Below are 16,773 nucleotides of genomic sequence, written 5' to 3'. Positions count from 1 at the left end.
CACGCCTGCAGCGCGCAGGAACTCCGCGAAGAACACCAGCTGGCCATTGGGCGTGGCTTGTGACGACCCGTCCCAGCACACCTGCATCCGACCGCCCAGCGTATCGACCACCATCGGCTCAACAGCCCGCCCCAGCGCGGCTATCTGCCCGTTTCCTGTTTCACCCATTTGGTGAGTATGCCAATTTTGCAGAGCGCCGCATCCGTATTGCTTCTCCGACCGTTCCGGCAGCCTCAACTGCGGTTTTTAGGTTTAACCGAATCCGGAGATATATATGAACGCGAAATTACTACTGACTGCTTCCCTGTTGGCACTTTCGTTGGGTACGAGCGCTGTCGCCATGGCTGCCGGTGGGACCGGTAATGACCCGAGTCACCCACCGCAAATGCGGGAACACGGCTCCACCATGATGGGCGGCATGGGAATGGGAGGGATGGGCGGCGGCACGATGGGTAGCTGTCCAATGATGGGCGGCGATATGGGCATGAACCCGAAGACCGCGATGCGCATGCATGGGGAAATGATGAAGGCGATGGGCGACATCATGCTCAAGTACTCGGACCAGGCAGGTGCGTCTCCATCGAAGTGACGCGGGTTTCTTCCCGACACCACTACTCAATCTAATTTCAGAAAGGAAGCAATCATGAAGTGCAACACAAAGACGATGGCGACGACTGCACTTGCGCTCGCGCTTGTTATCGCCCTTGGATATTGGGCGCTGCCTCAGTTCCGAATCGCCCTCGCACCGTTCATTCTGGTGGCCTGCATGCTGGTGTGTCCGCTCTCGATGCTGCTCATGATGCCGGCGACGAAGTCCGGTACCGACAAGCAGGACGTGCAGAGTGAAACGGTGACGGGTCCGAAATCGTGACCTGATTCATCACGCCACGTTGAAATCACGCGGAGCAGCGCGATATCACTGCTCGTCACGCTGCTCCGCGAGTGATGTGAAGGAGGACGATATGGAACTGAAATGCGTTGTTGCCATTGTCAGGCCCGATGTAGTGGAAGTACTGGAACGAAAGCTCGGCGCCCTTCACATCCATGGGGTGACCATTACTAGAGTACGAGGGTTCGGCTCGCATCCGAATTACTTTGCCGACGATTGGACGACGGAGCACGTCAAGATTGAAATCTTCGCGCAGGCAGAAAACGTCGATGCTCTCGTGAAGGCCATCATGGATATCGCACATGTCGGCGCCATTGGAGACGGGATCGTAGCGGTCCTTCCGGTGGAGAAATTCTTCCGCGTTCGCAGTCAGGCCGAAGCGAAGCCGTGACTCGATGGCGGACATCGGTCCGTCGTCGTGTGACGCTTGACCTTAACATTGCGTAAAAATAAACGCCCTGTGTAGGGCGTTTATTGTCTGTGCGTGAGTCGCCGCAGAGCGGCGACGCGGCTTAGACCGTCGCTTCGACAATCGCCTGCGTGCGAGCCGATCTCATCAGCCCCTCAACCATCTTCGCTTCCGCGTTCGCAATCTCGCTCAACGATGCGACGGACAGTTGCCCATCCAGAATCGCCAGCGCGGTGCAAAGACGGGCGTATTCGCCGTCCTCGAGAATCCAGGCGCCGTCTTGATGCTCACGCGCGTCGAGCTGCACCATCGCCGCATGTGCGCTTTCGATATCGGCAAGAACCTCCTCTCCAAGACCAAGACGCGCCAATTCTTGCGACACCAGCAAATGCCGGCTCAAGGTCAGGTGCAAATTCCGCGAGCCTCGGCCGCGCCGGAATGCGTCGAGGGCGGTGTAGCACTGCATGAGCATCGCCGTGGTGACCGGCTCGTGGGCGGTGCGGCTATAGGTCAGCGCACGCAGCAGCGGAGACATGGCCGGCTGGGTGTGCTTGCGAACTCGCGATTTACTGGACATATCGATTCAACTCCTTCGCTAACTCTAGGCTTTGCCACCGAATGCTGTGTTCTCCGGTGGCAAACGCCGCCGATGCGCCGGCGGCTCGACAGGCCCTTAATGTGAGTCTGTGCAACCATCATGGCAAGCAACTATTAAGACAGCCTTAAACAACTCAAAGTCTCGTTTGTGCGCGGCAGCTCGCCGCGCGCGAACGCACTTTCCGCTGCGGCGGGCCCGAAATGCAACGCTGCCATATAGGTTCGGACCGGCCAAATACAAGTCGCATTGGCCGCACCGACGAAAAAAAACCCTGTTCCCGCGAGGGAACAGGGCCGGACAGGATGGAGGAGTCGTACAGGCGCGTGGATGCTTGCCGACCTATAACCACCACAAACTAACAAAGCTGTTGCTACTTGAACTGTTACTGCTGCTACAACTGCATTGCAGCTCGGTCCCTCGCCATCAACATCACCTCGCTGCAACCCCCTGCTGATCCGCGCGCATTGTTGCGTGGATTGCGCGCTGTTTGCATTGCTTCGACTTCCTACTGCTTTACTGCCCTGCCACGTTCGACAACCGCGGCAAACTGCCATCAACGGTACGGTTCAAAACAACGCGGGGGAAGACCGCGTCGATGGGCTCGGTGACTTGTCGCTCCATGGAAAACAGTTTATGTGAGCACGCACGAATGCAATTGCTCGAAACGAGGGGAATTGGCAGGCCAGTTTGCTGAATCGGCGCAGCGTGGCGGTTTCTTCAGACGTAAACTGTGCGCACGCGCTCCGCGGCTCGTGAGTCGCAAACGCCGCCTACACCTGATGCGTCAAGCCTGACGGCGCGTTAATCCGTAACAAGACAGACCCTTGGCAAACGGCACTGAGGCGTGCGCCGCACGCGTCGGCGGAAACTCAAGCAAAATGAGTGTCTGATAAAGACGGAACCGCATCGGACCCCTGTTATGACCTTTCGCGACACCTCAGCCATAGAGAGCTGGCACGCCCACGTTTACTTCGATTCAAGCAGCCGCGACGCCGCGTGGACCTTTCGCGAACAGATCGAAGCGCACTGGAACGGCAAACTGCAAATGGGCCGCTTTCACGAACGCCCGGTCGGGCCGCACCCGATGTGGTCGTATCAGCTTGCGTTCGCGCAGGAGCAATTCGCCGAACTCGTCGGCTGGCTCACGCTGAATCACGGCACGCTCGATATTTTTCTGCACCCGAATACCGGCGACGCCTTGCGCGACCACCGCGACGCGGCGATATGGATCGGCCACTCGCATGACCTGGTACTGAGTGCTTTGAACTAAGGCCAAGGCGTTTTCAGATCACACATACCCGCGCGCGGACCGCTTGCGCGGTCACATATTCGAATACGAACTGCACCAGCCGCGCGCGGCGACCTGCTTGTCGCCAAACAACGTGCAGCCACCGTAGGCGTCCGTGGCTTTACCTTGGAATAGCGAGCAGTTGGCGCAGGTTTGTCCGGCGGCATAGCCAGGGAATTTCGCCTTGTCGACCTTTGATGCGTCCTCTTTATAGCCGAGGGCTTGCGCCTTCGGATCGGCTTCGCTCAGTGTGTTCGCGGTGTCGGCGAACGCGACGCGGGACAGCATGAGCGATGAGCTCACGCCCACACTCAGCATCAGAAAATGGCGGCGTGAGGTTTTCATAGTGGTCCGATGGGAAGTGGGGATGCCCGTCAATCGGGATCAATCGAGAAATCGTGTGAACCGTTCAACCGGTTCGCGATCGGTGCGCAGCGCATTGACCAGCGCGCTTTCGTCGGCGAAACCGAGCGACATGCCGCACACGAGTTGCTCTTTGGCTGGCAGGTCGAGATGCTCGGCAATCACCCGATGAAACGGCGTAAATGCGGCCTGCGGACAGGTATCGAGGCCGCGCCCGCGCGCCGCTGTCATGATCGCTTGCAGGAACATGCCGTAATCGAGCCAGCTGCCGCGCTCCATCACCCGCTCGATCGTAAAGAACAGGCCGACCGGCGCGCCGAAAAACCGGTAGTTCTGCGCGTGCTGTTCATGCATGCGCGCCTTGTCGCCCTTTTCGATGCCCAGCAGGCCGTACAGATTCCAGCCGATCTTGCGGCGGCGGTCGATATACGGCGACACCCATTGATGCGGGTAGTAGCGATACTCTTCCTGATACAGCGCATCGCGCCGGGGGTCGTTATAGGCGGCAACCAGCGCCTGCGACAGTCGCGCGAGCGACTTGTCGGTCACCACGTACACCTTCCAAGGCTGGGTATTGGTGCCCGACGGCGCGCGGCTGGCAGTTTCGAGAATCGCTTCGATGTCGGCGCGCGCAACCGGCGTGGGCAGAAAGGCGCGGATCGCGCGCCGCGACATCAGCGCGGCGTCGACCTGATTGGAGGGTGTGGTCATCGGCAGAATTCCGGCGGGGCCAACAGTTTTGGCGGTCTGCAAAGATTCTAGCGCGAGTGCCCGCTTTCCTGCTGGCGGGCTTGCAGGGCTCTGCATAAAGGCGCATCAATCGCGCTGAAGCTTACCTGGCGCAATCGAATTGCTTTTGTTTCTTTCGGACGTATGGATAACGTAATTTTCAACGCTCCGTCGTCGGTCACGCATTGTGCGGGTGGCCGAACACGAAATCGCCACACCGTTTATCCTTTTGCAACATCGCATACCGCAACCGTTCCGTCCTGCTTCGGAGTTGACCATGCAATACCGCAAATTCGGCCGCACTGGCCTGACCGTTTCGCGCCTGTGTCTCGGCACGATGACCTTTGGCCTGCAAACTGAAGAAGATGTCTCGCATCGCATTCTCGACACGGCGGCGGATGCCGGCGTGAACTTCATCGATACCGCCGACGTTTATCCGCTCGGCGGCGGCGAGAACATTGCCGGGCGCACGGAGGAAATCGTCGGACGGTGGCTGAAGGGCAAACGCGACCGCTTCATTCTGGCAACGAAAGCGGTTGGCAAGATGGGGCCGTCAGCGTGGGATCAAGGCGCGTCGCGCAAACATCTGCTGGACGCGATCGACGCATCGCTGCGGCGGCTCGGCACGGATTACGTGGACCTGTACCAGCTCCATTCCGACGACGCGAATACGCCGCTCGATGAGACGCTGGAGGCGCTGGACGTCATCGTGCGATCGGGCAAGGCACGGTATATCGGCGTGTCGAATTTCCTGGCCTATCGGCTGGCGCGGGCGTTGGGCCGCGCTGACGTGTTGCGCGTGGCGCGGTTTGTATCGGTGCAGCCCCGCTATAACCTGTTGTTCCGGCAGATCGAGAGGGAACTGCTGCCTTTGGCGGCTGAAGAGCAATTAGCGGTGATGCCGTATAACCCGCTGGCGGGTGGCTTGCTGACGGGTAAGCATCGGATGGATGCTACGCCCACGTCCGGGCGATTCACCGAAACCGTCGGCAAGGCGGGGGCGATGTACCAGGAGCGGTACTGGCATCAGCGCGAGTTCGAAACGATCGAAAAGCTGAAGGCGATTGCTACGCCGACGGGCGAGTCTCTGACTCGGGTTTCTCTTGCGTGGGTGTTGGCTAATCCGCTGATTACCTCGGCGATTATCGGCGCCAGTCGCGCTGAGCAACTGAGCGACACGTTGGCTGCTTCGGAGCTTGTGCTCGATGCACAAGTTAAGGCGCAGCTTGATGAGGTTAGTCTGGAATATCGATGGGGTGATGCGGCCAGGTAGTGTGTTGCCTTTGACGGCGGCGTCGTTTACCCGGCCGCCGCAAAGGCAAAATAATCACCGCCCGTATCGCAGCACAATACTTGTAGCAGCAAGCACATGATCCTTCATAGCCGCCTGCAACGCGTCCCGCGTCAACCCTGCCGGCAATGCGTCGGGCGGTAAATCAAGCGCATAAATTTGCACGAGATAATGATGCGGAACCTCTCCGACCGGCGGGCAGGGTCCGCGATACCCCAGGCCGCCAGTCCGGTTCGTTCCGGCCACACTACCGGCCGGCGGCGTAGCACCAGCACCGAGCCCGGTCGCCGAAGGCGCGACGCCATATAGCACCCAGTGCGCAATCCCGAGTCCCTTCGCGCCGTCCGGATCGAACATAGTAATCGCGTAACTCTTCGTGCCGGCAGGCGCGTTCTGCCATTGCAAGGCCGGCGACATGTTCCCGCCACCGCAATTATTCGCGCTCGCCGCATGGCTCGAATCCAGCGTGCCACCGTCGGCCACACCCGGCGACGACAGCGCGAATGCATCCGCCGCGCGGACATTCACTGCAGCTAGAGCCAGCGAGGCGCAAACGCCGACAGCGAACAGGCGTCGTGCAAGACTGGAGTCATTGATTCGAATCATCGTTGGCTGTCTCCGTTTCACTTGAACCGGCCGGTCCGCTCATTGGCCTCCGGCAATTGCCGCGTCTCACGCAGAGACTTCGGATGCCACAAGCGCGCGCCGCCTTCGATCCCCGCATCGTTCGATACTGTCGCAACATTCGCAGGCAACTTGAACGTCAGCCGCGCCGCGTTGCCACCGCCGATCCACAGCTTGTCGTAGTTCACCAACGAATCGAGAATCCCGATCACCTTCTGGATCCGGCGATTCCAGCGCTTATTCCCGGCCTTCTCGCGCGCCGCGTCGCCGATGTACTCATCGTACGCCACACCCTTCTTGCTGACCGGATGATGCGCAAGCTCGAGGTGAGGCATCAACTCACCATCCCTGAACAGCGCCGTGCCCGCGCCCGTGCCAAGCGTCAGCACGAGCTCGATCCCATGGCCTTCAATCGCGGCAAAGCCCTGCATCTCTGCGTCGTTGATCATCCGCACTGGCAGACCGCCCAGGCGCTTCGCCAGCGAATCCGCTAACGGAATATCGTGCCAACCTTCAACGCCAAAGTGCGGCGCCGTCAGAATGCGGTTGTTGCGCACCACGCCAGGAAAACCGATCGACATCAGCGTGGGTGGCTCCTTATCGACGAGCGGTTCGACCAGCTTCACCAACGCATCCACCAGTTGATCCGGCGTGCACGGATGCGGCGTGGGCACGCGCAAACGCTCCGTTTTCATCTGTCCGTCCGCATCGATGATCGCGGCTTTCAAGCCAGTCCCACCGACATCGATCGCCAGAATTCGCTCGGTACTGCTTTTTACTTTCGTCTTACGTGTGGCCAAGGTGTCCCCCGATTGTGTTGGTGTGCCTCATGGAGTTACTTCTTTTCGACCGCATCCTGCTTCAAAGGCCGCCATGCATGGCCGTCGCGTGCGAGCAGCGCGTCCGCTTCAGCAGGCCCTTCACTCCCAGCCGGATAACCGTGCACCGGCATCGCGCCGCCGGTCTTCGGGTGCAGCACGTCGTCCACCGCGCACCAGCTCGTTTCGATGCTGTCGGCACGCTGGAACAGTGTCTCGTCGCCAAGCATGCAGTCGTACAGCAAGGTCTCATAGCCGACGTTGGCGCGTTCGGCGAAGAAGTCTGCGTAGTCGAAAGACGACTGCACGGCGCCCACCTGCATCACCGGCCCCGGCGTCTTCACGTTGAAATCGAAACTCGTGCCGTGCGCGGGATCGATACGCAAGGTCAGCACATTCGGCGTAAGCGCATCGACCGGCGTGTCGCGAAACAGACGGAACGGCACCGGTTTCAGTTGCACCGAGATCTCCGTGCGGCGCGCGGCAAGCCGCTTACCGGTGCGTAGATAAAACGGCACGCCGGCCCAACGCCAGTTCTCGACGTACACGCGTGCGGCGGCGTAGGTTTCCGTCGTGCTGTCCGAGGCGACGTCCGGTTCCTCACGATAGCCGACGCCCGCCGGCCCTTTTTCGTATTGACCGAAGACGACGTCGGCGGCGCTCAGCGGCTGGATCGCGTCGAAGATTTCAGACTTCTTGTCGCGCACGGCTTCGGCATCGAACGAATTGGGCGGCTCCATCGCGACCATGCCGAGCAACTGAAACAGGTGGTTCGGCAGCATGTCGCGGAACGCACCGGTCTGCTCGTAAAACTTGCCGCGCCCTTCCACGCCGATCGTTTCCGCCGCGGTGATCTGCACGCTGTCGATATATTCGCGCCGCCAGATCGGTTCGAAGAGCGCATTCGCGAAGCGCACCGCGAGAATGCTCTGCACGGTGTCCTTACCGAGAAAGTGATCGATGCGATACACCTGCGACTCGTTCGCGTACGACAGAATGTGCGCATTCAGATCGCGCGCCGAGGCGAGATCGGTACCGAACGGCTTCTCGATCACGATCCGACGGAAGCCGCCCGCGTCGCCCTCGCCTTCTTTCAGCAAGCCCGCTTTGCCGAGATGCTCGACGATCGGCTTGAAAAAGCGCGAGCTGACCGCCAGGTAAAAAATCACGTTGCCACCCGGCGATTGATCGAGCTTTTGCTTGAGCTTGGTGAACGTGTCGTCGGTTTCGAACTCGCCGGCCATGTATTCGAGCCGTTGCGCGACCCAGTCCCACGCTTTGTCGTCGAGCTTGCCCGCATGGAAGGTACTGGCTTTGTCGGCGGCAAACTGTTGCAACGACGTGTGCAAGTCTTCGCGCCATTCGCTCGTTTCGCGCTCGCCGTGATTCACGCCGATGATCTTCATGCCGCCGTCGAGCAGGCCGTCCACCGCGAGGTTGTACAACGCGGGCATCAGCAGCCGTTTGGTCAGGTCACCGCCCGCACCGAAGATCACCAGCGTGCAAGGCGGCGCGGGCCGCTTGCCGGCCGGCGACGACGGCGCCTCATGCGGACCCGCGCTGACTTTGCAACTGGGTTCGTGACGGGCGGAAGTTGAGGTGTTCGGAGTAGTCGACATGGGATTCGCTTAAGGAAGCCAATGGAACGGACGTGGCGGTACATGAAAGACCACGCTTGAAGCCGTACAGTTCAAAAACAACGACTCAACCTGCCCGGTGCGTACGCTGTATGGCTTATGTAACCTCGCGCGCGGGTTGGTTGCCACTCGGCACTCGCTACTCGCTACTTGGTCACTGCCGTTGCCAGCGCAGGCGCAGGTTCGGGTGACTTTGCGGGAGCAGGCGCTGAAGTCGACGTTGGCGACGTTGGCACTGGCGCCCGGTCCGGCTCGCCTGCCAGCGGCACACTACCCGACGCGGCCATCGCCCTCGGTTGCAGGAGCAACGCCACGAGCCCGCTCCAGCCGGTTTGATGCGAAGCGCCCACACCTCGCCCGTTGTCGCCATGGAAATACTCATGGAACAGGACGAGATCGCGCGAACGCGGGTCGGCCTGCAAGAGTGGATACGCGCCCATCACCGGACGTTCGCCGTTCTTGTCCTTGAGGAACAAGGTGGTTGCCCGGCGCGCCAATTCGTCGCCGATTTCGCAGAGCGAGAACTTCTGCCCCGAGCCGGTCGGATATTCGACGCGGAAACCGTCGCCGTAGTAGCGATGAAATTCGTACAGCGATTCAATCAGCAGATAGTTCATCGGCATCCACACCGGCCCGCGCCAGTTCGAATTGCCGCCGAACACGCGTGTGTCGGATTCGGCCGGCAGATACTTGACGGTGACGCTGGTGCCGTTGTGGTTGAACTCGAACGGATGGTCGCGATGGAATCGCGACAACGCCCGCACGCCGTGATCGGAGAGGAATTCGCTTTCGTCGAGCGCACGGCGCAGCAATGCTTTCATCCGATGCCCGCGCAGCAGCGAGAGCAGCAACGCATTGCCCTTGCCGGGCTCGTTCCAGCGCGAAACCAGCTTCGCCAGATCGGGGCGATGTTCGAGGAACCAGACGAGCCGCTCGCGCAGACCCGGCAAGTGACCATGCAAGCGTTCTTCGAGCACGTGCACGGCGAAAAGCGGAATCAAGCCGACGATCGAACGCAGGCGCATCGGAATATTGCTGCCGTCGGGCAGACGCAGTTTGTCGTAGAAGAACTCGTCTTCGCTGTCCCATAGACCGGTATCGCAGCCGTCGTCGCAACTCACGGCTTCGGCGATATACAGAAAGTGCTCGAAGAACTTCACGCCGATATCGACGAACACGTGGTTCGCATACGCCAGTTCGAGCGCGATCCGCATCAGGTCGAGCGCGTACGCGGCCATCCACGCGGTGCCATCGGCCTGATCGATATGACCGCCGGTCGGCAACGGCGACGAGCGGTCGAAGATACCGACGTTGTCCAACCCGAGAAAGCCGCCCTGAAAAACGTTGCGGCCGTCCGCATCCTTGCGGTTCACCCACCACGTGAAATTCAGCAACAGCTTGTGGAAAACGAGTTCCAGAAAATCGCGATCCGCTTTGCCCATGAGCGCACGGTCGATTTCATACACGCGCCATGCAGCCCAGGCATGCACAGGGGGATTCGCGTCGCCGAGCGCCCATTCGTAGGCGGGTATCTGGCCGTTTGGGTGCTGATAGCGGTCCTTCACCAGCAGCAGCAATTGGCGCTTGGCAAACGCGGGATCGATCAGCGCGAACGCGGCCGCATGAAACGCCAGGTCCCATGACGCGTACCACGGGTATTCCCACTTGTCGGGCATCGACACGATGTCCGCATTGCACAGATGCCGCCAGTCTGCGTTGCGACCGCGCTTGCGAGACTCAGGCGGCCTGGGTTGCAGCGGATCGCCGTCGAGCCAGCGCTGCACGTCGTACTGGTAGTACTGCTTGGACCACAACATGCCCGCGAGCGCCTGACGCTGCACGAGGCGAGCGTCGGGATCGTCGATCTCGTGCTGCAGCGCGCCATAGAACTCATCGGCCTCCGCGATGCGGTGAGCGAACACGGCATCGGCATCGAGTTGCGCGTCATCGGGACTCGACTGGGGGCGCCAGCGCATGTACACCACGGCGCGGCCATGCGGGGCAAGGTCAATCGACGCGTGCGCGCCCGCCTTGGTGCCGGCGTCACGGCGTACGGCCTGTTCGTCGCCGTGGACGAGGTAGTCGTTGAAACCGTCCTTGAACGGCCCCTTGCCATCCATGTTGAACAGGCGCTTGACGTTGGTGTCGTTCTCGCAGAACAGCCACGCCATCTGCGGCGCGTCTTTCGACCACGCTGTCACGACGATCGGCTCATGGCCATGCTGACGGCCGATCACTTGGGTTTCGCAGTTGTGATCCTGGCCCGCGACGAGCGAGGGCTTGTCCTTGTTTTCCTTCCACGACCACGAATTGCGCGCCCAGATCTGCGGCAGCACATCGAGCGAAGCCGCCTCGTCCGCGCGATTCTCGATGGTCACGCGCATCAGGATGTCGTCGGGCGCATGTTTCGCGTATTCGACCTGCACGTCGAAGTAGCGCAAATCGTCGAACACACCAGTGTCGAGGATCTCGTATTCCGGCATGTCGCCGCCACGTCGCGCGTTTTCCTGAACCAGGTCGTCGTACGGAAAGGCGGCGTGCGGATACTTGTAAAGCATCCGCATGTACGAATGCGTAGGTGTGCCATCGACGTAGAAGTACAGTTCCTTCACGTCCTCGCCGTGATTGCCCTGCGCGTTGGTGAGGCCGAACAGGCGCTCCTTCAGAATCGGGTCTTTGCGGTTCCACAGCGCGAGCGACACGCACCAGCTGAGTTTGTCGTCGCCGAAACCGGCGATGCCGTCTTCGCCCCAACGGTAGGCGCGGCTGCGCGCGTGGTCGTGCGGAAAGTGGTCCCAGGCGGTGCCGTCCGGGCTGTAATCCTCGCGCACCGTGCCCCATTGACGCTCGCTAAGGTACGGCCCCCAGCGCTGCCAATGGGCGCAGTCGGCGGAATGCAGGCGGGAACCTTCGATCGTGTCGAGCAGATTGGCAGCGCGCAGCGGTGGCATGACGATGTCCTTGCGTCGGGCCTGGCGGTGGGACTCACATCGTAGCGCGGTTTAAGCGGCAATGGACTCCAATCGGACAAGCAGGTTTTCGATGCGCAGCAACTCCCCCAGCGACCACGCCTGAAACGGCGTGCCGGCGGGCGTGTGCGGCGCGGCGCCGTCGGCGATTTCGGAGAGATGGTCGAGGCCGGCGTGATCGAGATGCGCGTACAGGGGGTCGAGAAAGCGCGCTTTGGCTTGTGCACGGGCATCCGGCTCGGCACCGTGAACCCGCAGCCATGCTTCGACAAACGGGCCTAGCAGCCATGGCCAGACCGTCCCTTGATGATAGGCGCCATCGCGCTCTAGCGGAGTGCCGCCGTAGTGCCCGCGGTAGGCCGGATCGGACGGGGCGAGCGTTCTGAGGCCGAGCGGCGTGAGCAAATGGGCTTCGACCTGATTGACCACCGCGCGCGCCGCCGCGCCTTCGAGTAGCGGAAACGGCAAACCGCCTACAGCGAAGATCTGGTTCGGGCGGATCGAGCGATCCACTGCGCCTTTCACGAAATCCACGTCGACGTTGTCGACAAGCGCTTGCGTCGACGGATCGGTAAAGCGTTCATGAAACGCTTGCAACGCTCGCTCCGCAGGCGGCTGCCAACGCGAATTCCACGTTGCTGCAATGCGCAATGCGTTGATCCAGAGCGCCTGCACTTCCACGGGTTTGCCGATGCGCGGCGTGACTACCCAGTCGCCGACCTTTGCATCCATCCACGTGAGTTGTACGCCGGGGACGCCGGCGCCGAGGAGGCCGTCGTCGCTGGATGCCTTGATGTTGAAGCGCGTGCCGTTCGTGTAGCCCGTGAGGATGGTTTCGACTGCCTGCTGCAGGTGCGTTCGGGTGTTGGCTTTCGCGTGGTTCGTCGCCAGATAGTCGTGGACGGCAATGACGAACCATAAGGATGCATCGACGGAGTTGTATTCCGGGGTGTCGCCATAGTCGGGGAAACGATTCGGCAGCATGCCTTTGGATAACGTTCCCGACCATTCGAGCAGGATCGCTTCGGCCTCGGCGAGGCGGCCCGCCGCGATCAGCAGGCCGCGCATGGCGATGAACGTGTCGCGGCCCCAATCGGTGAACCATGGAAAGCCGGCGAGGATCGTGCGGCCTTCGTTACGCGCTACGACGTAGGCATCGGCGGAACGCTGCAGGCGTGAGCCGAGTGCGCCGCGGCGCTGCTGTTCGATGCGCGCGAGTTCGGTTGCGTGGGCGGCGTTGCCTGCCGGCGCCGACGCTGGGAATGCCAACACTGAGGATGCGATCGACGCACTGAAGATCATCACCGCTTCGCCATCAGCGAGATTAAAGCTGAACACGCCGGGCGTGGCGAGGTCTTCGCTGAAATCAAGGCCACGCTCGCGCTCGCGAACGTAGCAGAAGTTCCGGTACCAATCAGGCGCGTGCGTGTAGACGCCGTTCGTTACGGCATTGATGACCGGCAGGTCACCATAGGGTTGCCAACTCACGCAGGCCTGGTCGCCGCTTGTCTGCGCGTTGAAGTTGAACGCGGGGTTTTCGTGGTGCAGCGCGTGGTAGTCGCGGCCGGAGAGCAAGGGCCTGACTTTCAGACTGAACCCACCTGCGGCAGAAGCAGCCTCCGAACCTTCCAGCCGCCAGCGCAAAACCGTTTCGCGCGTCGCCTTGCTCACGAACACAACCGCTATCAGCGTTATGTGCGGATCGAGTTGCAAACGCCATGTGGGCCACGGCTCAGTATTGAACTCGAGAGGACTCGCTGTCAGGTCGGGATAGATCACGTCCGGCAGGTACCGCTGCATGCTCAATGGATAACGCTTGCCGTCCGCTTCGAGCCAGGCTTCGATGCCGTTGACGAGCACCACTCGCCCGCCAGGCGCGCGCGTAGCGGTGAGCAGCAACGCGTGATAGCGGCGCGTGCGTAGCGTGCCGACGGTTCCCGATGCGAAGCCGCCGAAACCGTCTGCTTCGAGCCATTCGTCTTCGAGACGCGTGATGTCGAAAGGTCTGCCGATGTGTGTCATGCACTTACCGAGGTTATGCAAACTGCAAATCTTTCGGTGTGCCTGGACTTCAGGCGCGTGGCGTTAACGTGACCATTCTCCTGCTTATCGCTTTCCATTTCCTTTCGACCTGCCGACGCGAATTGTTAAGCATTGTTCACTCGCAAACGTTTTCACAATTATTTCTCGAAAGGAATGGAGACTGCATCCGTCGCCACAAATTGGATGCCGACATGAGAACAGATACTCGCCTGGCCAGCGTCGTTTTAGTTGCGCTCGAAACTTTTGCGTTGAGCGCTTGTGGCGCCGATGACTCCGCCTCGGCTTCAGCGTCTTCATCGCCGACCACCGCGAATAACGTTGCCGCGCAAAGCACGACGATAGCCCCCGCCGCTGGAATCCTCAACGCTCGCAGCCAACCCTGCTGCCTCGTCCGACGCCCTCACGCAAAACATGCAAGCCAGCCTCGCTGCCGATAGCCAGCAAGTCGCGCCCGTGATGCATTACGCACCGAGCGACAACGCCAATAGCAACTGACCTGATTCCACCGGCGCGCGAGGCGCGCTATTCTTTCCCCCGCAGAAGGTGATATTCGATGACATCAAATAGCCGTCGCCGTTTCCTGCAGACCGTGGCCTCATCCGCCGGCGCTGCTGCCGCGCTGACCGCGCTGCCCGAGTCCATTCGCAATGCGCTTGCCGTGCCCGCGTTTTCGCGCACCGGCACGATCCGCGATGTCGAGCACATCGTCGTATTCATGCAGGAGAACCGTTCGTTCGACCACTACTTCGGTCATCTGCGTGGCGTACGTGGTTACAACGACCGCTTCCCGATTCCGCTGCCGAACGGCAAGCCGGTGTGGTATCAACCGTCGAAGGAAGATCCGACCCAGCCAGTGCTGCCGTTCCATCTGAACACGGCGACGACCAGCGCGCAATGCGTCGGCGACCTCGATCACACCTGGTACAAGACCCATGCCGCGATCGACGGCGGCCGCTACGACCAGTGGCCCGCGAACAAGACCGACATGACGATGGGCTATCACCTGCGCAGCGACATTCCGTTCCACTACGCGCTGGCCGATGCATTCACGATCTGCGACGCCTACTTCTGCTCGCTGCCCGGACCGACGCACCCGAACCGTTCGTATCTGATGACCGGCATGGTCGATCCGACCGGCACGATGGGGGGTCCGCTGCTCGACAACAGCGATTTCGTCGATGGCGACGGTCCGCCGAACTATCAGTTGCTCTCGTGGACCACGTACCCGGAACGTCTGCAAGCCGCGGGTATTTCGTGGCAGGTGTATCAGCAGGGTTTGACCGGCGCCGATCCGTTGAACGGCAACTATGGCACCAACGTCCTGCAGAACTTCGCGAACTTCATCAACGCGCAGCCGGGTTCGCCGTTGTACGAGCGCGCGCAAACCGTGCGCACCATCGCCGATTTGAAGGCCGACGTGCTGGCCAACAAGTTGCCGCAAGTGTCGTGGTTGTGCCCGCCGGCTGCGTACTCCGAGCACCCGAGCTATACGCCCGCATACGGCGCGGAATATACGTCGCAGATTCTCGATGCGTTGACGTCGAATCCCGAAGTGTGGAGCAAGACCGTGCTGTTCATCATGTACGACGAGAACGACGGCTTCTTCGATCACCTCGTGCCGCCGCAACCGGCGACGACACCGGCACAAGGCCAGTCGACGGTCAGCACCGACGGCGAGATTCACAACGTGGTGAATCCGGCGCGCGGCGGCAGCTACACCGCGGACGGCTTGCCGTACGGCCTCGGCCCGCGCGTGCCGATGACGGTCGTGTCGCCGTGGACCAAGGGTGGATTTGTGTGCTCGCAGGTGTTCGATCACACGTCGGTGATTCGCTTCATCGAGACGCGCTTTGGCGTGTTTGAGCCGAACATTACGCAATGGCGCCGTGCAGTGTGCGGTGACCTGACAACGGCGTTCGACTTCCGCACGCCGGACTCGAAGGTGCCGCCGTTGCCGGACACGAGCAACTACAAGAGCATCGCCGACAACCAGTGCGCGACGCAGCCGAAGCCGACTGTGCCTGCGACGCCGGGTGCGATCGATCCGCAGGAAAGCGGTATTCGTTTTGCTCGTGCGTTGCCGTATGAGTTGCATGTGAACGGTCACGCGGATGTGAAGAAGAACACGTTCGAGATCGTGCTTGCCAATACCGGCGATCAAGGCGCGCATTTCTACGTGTACTCGACGAATCGCACAGATGGTCCGTGGCGCTATACGGTCGAGGCTGGCAAGTCGCTCAACGAGAGCTTCGATCTGACGACGACGAACGGTGTGTACGCGTTCGAGGTGTTTGGGCCGAACGGTTTCGTGCGTAAGTTTGCGGGGAATACGCAGCAGGCGACGGCGCAGGCTGCGGGTTGGCATGGCCACGATAAACCCGCGCAGCCGGAGATCAAGGTGCAATACGATGTTGCGAACGGGAATGTGTTTTTGAAGTTCAGCAACAAGGGCGGCGGTGTTGCGCGGTTGACGGTCACTGACAACGCGTATGGGGCGCGGACGCGTCCGGTGCTGGTGCCGGCAGAGGCGCATATTGAAGAGGCGTGGGTGCTGGCGTCGAGCCATCACTGGTATGACTTGACGGTGACGAGTAACGATGACGCCAGCTTCTCGCGTCGTTTGGCTGGACACGTTGAGAATGGGCGGCCGAGTATCAGTGATCCGGCGGCAGTGGCGCCGGTGTTGGTGGTGAATTAAGGGCGGGTGAAGTGGATGGGCTTCGGTTGGGCGGCTGCTATGCTGGGTCGCTTGATCGAAGTCCAGAGGTGCGATGTCGTTGCGCTGAGGGAATGTTGCGGCTGTCTTAGGCCGATTGGCCAAAGTTAGATAGTTAGCTTAACAAAGTGAATTTTAAGAGAAGGGCGCACTTATAATTTTGGCTGCTGTTGAAGCAATTTCGACGGCCGGGTTTGACAGCCTGAATGCTGGCTCCCGCACGACCTGCTCCGCAGGCAGTGCGTGAGCTTCTGCACGCCCTTTCAACGGGTGGGCCGTAGCGAGGGAGCCGCAAGGCTCGCCGGTTTGAGCTAGCGCCGGCCTGTTAACCTCGCTACGTGCCCGCCCACCCGTTTGCAGCGAGTGTCGGGCGATTTCGAGAATCAACCGGAAATCGCG

At 61.0% G+C, this 16,773-nt stretch carries 14 protein-coding genes; 6 read left to right on the top strand and 8 right to left on the bottom strand.

Annotated features, from left to right (window positions below; translation table 11 throughout):
• Positions 1–274 precede the first annotated feature (274 nt).
• The 3 genes from GNZ13_RS26765 to GNZ13_RS26755 all read left to right on the top strand — a co-directional run bounded on the left by GNZ13_RS26765 (position 275) and on the right by GNZ13_RS26755 (position 1,280).
• Entirely contained in the window at positions 275–589 is a 315-nt protein-coding gene (locus GNZ13_RS26765) for a hypothetical protein (protein WP_172170172.1), read from the top strand.
• A 54-nt stretch (positions 590–643) separates the two neighbouring features.
• Positions 644–871: a DUF2933 domain-containing protein gene (locus GNZ13_RS26760; RefSeq protein WP_172170169.1), complete on the top strand. Its 228-nt coding sequence runs from the start codon at positions 644–646 to the stop codon at positions 869–871.
• Positions 872–962: 91 nt separating this feature from the next.
• Positions 963–1,280 carry a P-II family nitrogen regulator gene (locus GNZ13_RS26755; RefSeq protein WP_172170166.1) on the top strand — a complete coding sequence of 106 codons (318 nt, stop codon included), beginning with the start codon at positions 963–965 and terminating at the stop codon, positions 1,278–1,280.
• Positions 1,281–1,401: 121 nt separating this feature from the next.
• Here GNZ13_RS26755 and GNZ13_RS26750 read toward each other — a convergent pair whose 3' ends face one another.
• Positions 1,402–1,875, bottom strand: coding sequence for a hypothetical protein (locus GNZ13_RS26750; RefSeq protein ID WP_172170163.1), 474 nt, complete (start codon positions 1,873–1,875; stop codon positions 1,402–1,404).
• 940 nt (positions 1,876–2,815) lie between these two features.
• Between GNZ13_RS26750 and GNZ13_RS26745 the strand changes: the two genes are divergently transcribed.
• A complete protein-coding gene (locus tag GNZ13_RS26745) occupies positions 2,816–3,166 on the top strand; it encodes a DOPA 4,5-dioxygenase family protein (protein WP_172170160.1) in 351 nt (116 codons plus the stop codon).
• A gap of 51 nt (positions 3,167–3,217) precedes the next feature.
• Here GNZ13_RS26745 and GNZ13_RS26740 read toward each other — a convergent pair whose 3' ends face one another.
• Both GNZ13_RS26740 and GNZ13_RS26735 read right to left on the bottom strand, forming a co-directional pair.
• On the bottom strand, positions 3,218–3,529 hold the full coding sequence (locus GNZ13_RS26740) for a high-potential iron-sulfur protein (protein WP_172170157.1): 312 nt from the start codon (positions 3,527–3,529) through the stop codon (positions 3,218–3,220).
• A 39-nt stretch (positions 3,530–3,568) separates the two neighbouring features.
• Positions 3,569–4,258: a nitroreductase gene (locus tag GNZ13_RS26735; RefSeq protein ID WP_172170154.1), complete on the bottom strand. Its 690-nt coding sequence runs from the start codon at positions 4,256–4,258 to the stop codon at positions 3,569–3,571.
• Between the two features lie 295 nt (positions 4,259–4,553).
• Here GNZ13_RS26735 and GNZ13_RS26730 point away from each other — a divergent pair, with 295 nt between their 5' ends.
• Positions 4,554–5,549 (top strand): aldo/keto reductase, encoded by a 996-nt coding sequence (locus GNZ13_RS26730; RefSeq protein WP_172170151.1) that lies wholly within the window; start codon positions 4,554–4,556, stop codon positions 5,547–5,549.
• Between the two features lie 54 nt (positions 5,550–5,603).
• On the opposite strand, the gene GNZ13_RS26725 is transcribed toward GNZ13_RS26730, so the two are convergent.
• From GNZ13_RS26725 to GNZ13_RS26705, 5 genes are all read right to left on the bottom strand, one after another.
• Entirely contained in the window at positions 5,604–6,173 is a 570-nt protein-coding gene (locus GNZ13_RS26725; protein ID WP_172170148.1) for a YbhB/YbcL family Raf kinase inhibitor-like protein, read from the bottom strand.
• A gap of 17 nt (positions 6,174–6,190) precedes the next feature.
• Positions 6,191–6,991: an ROK family protein gene (locus GNZ13_RS26720; RefSeq protein WP_172170145.1), complete on the bottom strand. Its 801-nt coding sequence runs from the start codon at positions 6,989–6,991 to the stop codon at positions 6,191–6,193.
• A gap of 35 nt (positions 6,992–7,026) precedes the next feature.
• Entirely contained in the window at positions 7,027–8,628 is a 1,602-nt protein-coding gene (gene zwf / locus GNZ13_RS26715) for a glucose-6-phosphate dehydrogenase (protein ID WP_172170142.1), read from the bottom strand.
• A 164-nt stretch (positions 8,629–8,792) separates the two neighbouring features.
• A complete protein-coding gene (locus tag GNZ13_RS26710; protein WP_172170140.1) occupies positions 8,793–11,597 on the bottom strand; it encodes an MGH1-like glycoside hydrolase domain-containing protein in 2,805 nt (934 codons plus the stop codon).
• 51 nt (positions 11,598–11,648) lie between these two features.
• The gene (locus tag GNZ13_RS26705) at positions 11,649–13,637 is read right to left on the bottom strand and encodes an amylo-alpha-1,6-glucosidase (RefSeq protein WP_172170137.1); all 1,989 of its coding nucleotides are present in this window, start codon (positions 13,635–13,637) and stop codon (positions 11,649–11,651) included.
• A 574-nt stretch (positions 13,638–14,211) separates the two neighbouring features.
• Between GNZ13_RS26705 and GNZ13_RS26700 the strand changes: the two genes are divergently transcribed.
• On the top strand, positions 14,212–16,356 hold the full coding sequence (locus GNZ13_RS26700) for a phosphocholine-specific phospholipase C (protein WP_172170134.1): 2,145 nt from the start codon (positions 14,212–14,214) through the stop codon (positions 16,354–16,356).
• The last annotated feature ends 417 nt before the right edge of the window (positions 16,357–16,773 follow it).

Source organism: Paraburkholderia elongata (genome assembly GCF_013177735.1).
In the GTDB taxonomy this organism is placed as follows: Bacteria; Pseudomonadota; Gammaproteobacteria; order Burkholderiales; family Burkholderiaceae; genus Paraburkholderia; species Paraburkholderia elongata.
This window is presented reverse-complemented; position numbering and strand designations above follow the sequence as displayed.

Excerpts from the sequence above, each read along its gene's own strand:
- GNZ13_RS26755 (WP_172170166.1), top strand. The coding sequence starts at position 963 with ATGGAACTGAAATGCGTTGTTGCCATTGTCAGGCCCGATGTAGTGGAA.
- GNZ13_RS26700 (WP_172170134.1), top strand. The coding sequence starts at position 14,212 with ATGACATCAAATAGCCGTCGCCGTTTCCTGCAGACCGTGGCCTCATCC.
- GNZ13_RS26745 (WP_172170160.1), top strand. The coding sequence starts at position 2,816 with ATGACCTTTCGCGACACCTCAGCCATAGAGAGCTGGCACGCCCACGTT.
- GNZ13_RS26750 (WP_172170163.1), bottom strand. The coding sequence starts at position 1,875 with ATGTCCAGTAAATCGCGAGTTCGCAAGCACACCCAGCCGGCCATGTCT.
- GNZ13_RS26740 (WP_172170157.1), bottom strand. The coding sequence starts at position 3,529 with ATGAAAACCTCACGCCGCCATTTTCTGATGCTGAGTGTGGGCGTGAGC.
- GNZ13_RS26765 (WP_172170172.1), top strand. The coding sequence starts at position 275 with ATGAACGCGAAATTACTACTGACTGCTTCCCTGTTGGCACTTTCGTTG.
- GNZ13_RS26735 (WP_172170154.1), bottom strand. The coding sequence starts at position 4,258 with ATGACCACACCCTCCAATCAGGTCGACGCCGCGCTGATGTCGCGGCGC.
- zwf (WP_172170142.1), bottom strand. The coding sequence starts at position 8,628 with ATGTCGACTACTCCGAACACCTCAACTTCCGCCCGTCACGAACCCAGT.
- GNZ13_RS26710 (WP_172170140.1), bottom strand. The coding sequence starts at position 11,597 with ATGCCACCGCTGCGCGCTGCCAATCTGCTCGACACGATCGAAGGTTCC.
- GNZ13_RS26730 (WP_172170151.1), top strand. The coding sequence starts at position 4,554 with ATGCAATACCGCAAATTCGGCCGCACTGGCCTGACCGTTTCGCGCCTG.
- GNZ13_RS26705 (WP_172170137.1), bottom strand. The coding sequence starts at position 13,637 with ATGACACACATCGGCAGACCTTTCGACATCACGCGTCTCGAAGACGAA.
- GNZ13_RS26725 (WP_172170148.1), bottom strand. The coding sequence starts at position 6,173 with ATGATTCGAATCAATGACTCCAGTCTTGCACGACGCCTGTTCGCTGTC.
- GNZ13_RS26760 (WP_172170169.1), top strand. The coding sequence starts at position 644 with ATGAAGTGCAACACAAAGACGATGGCGACGACTGCACTTGCGCTCGCG.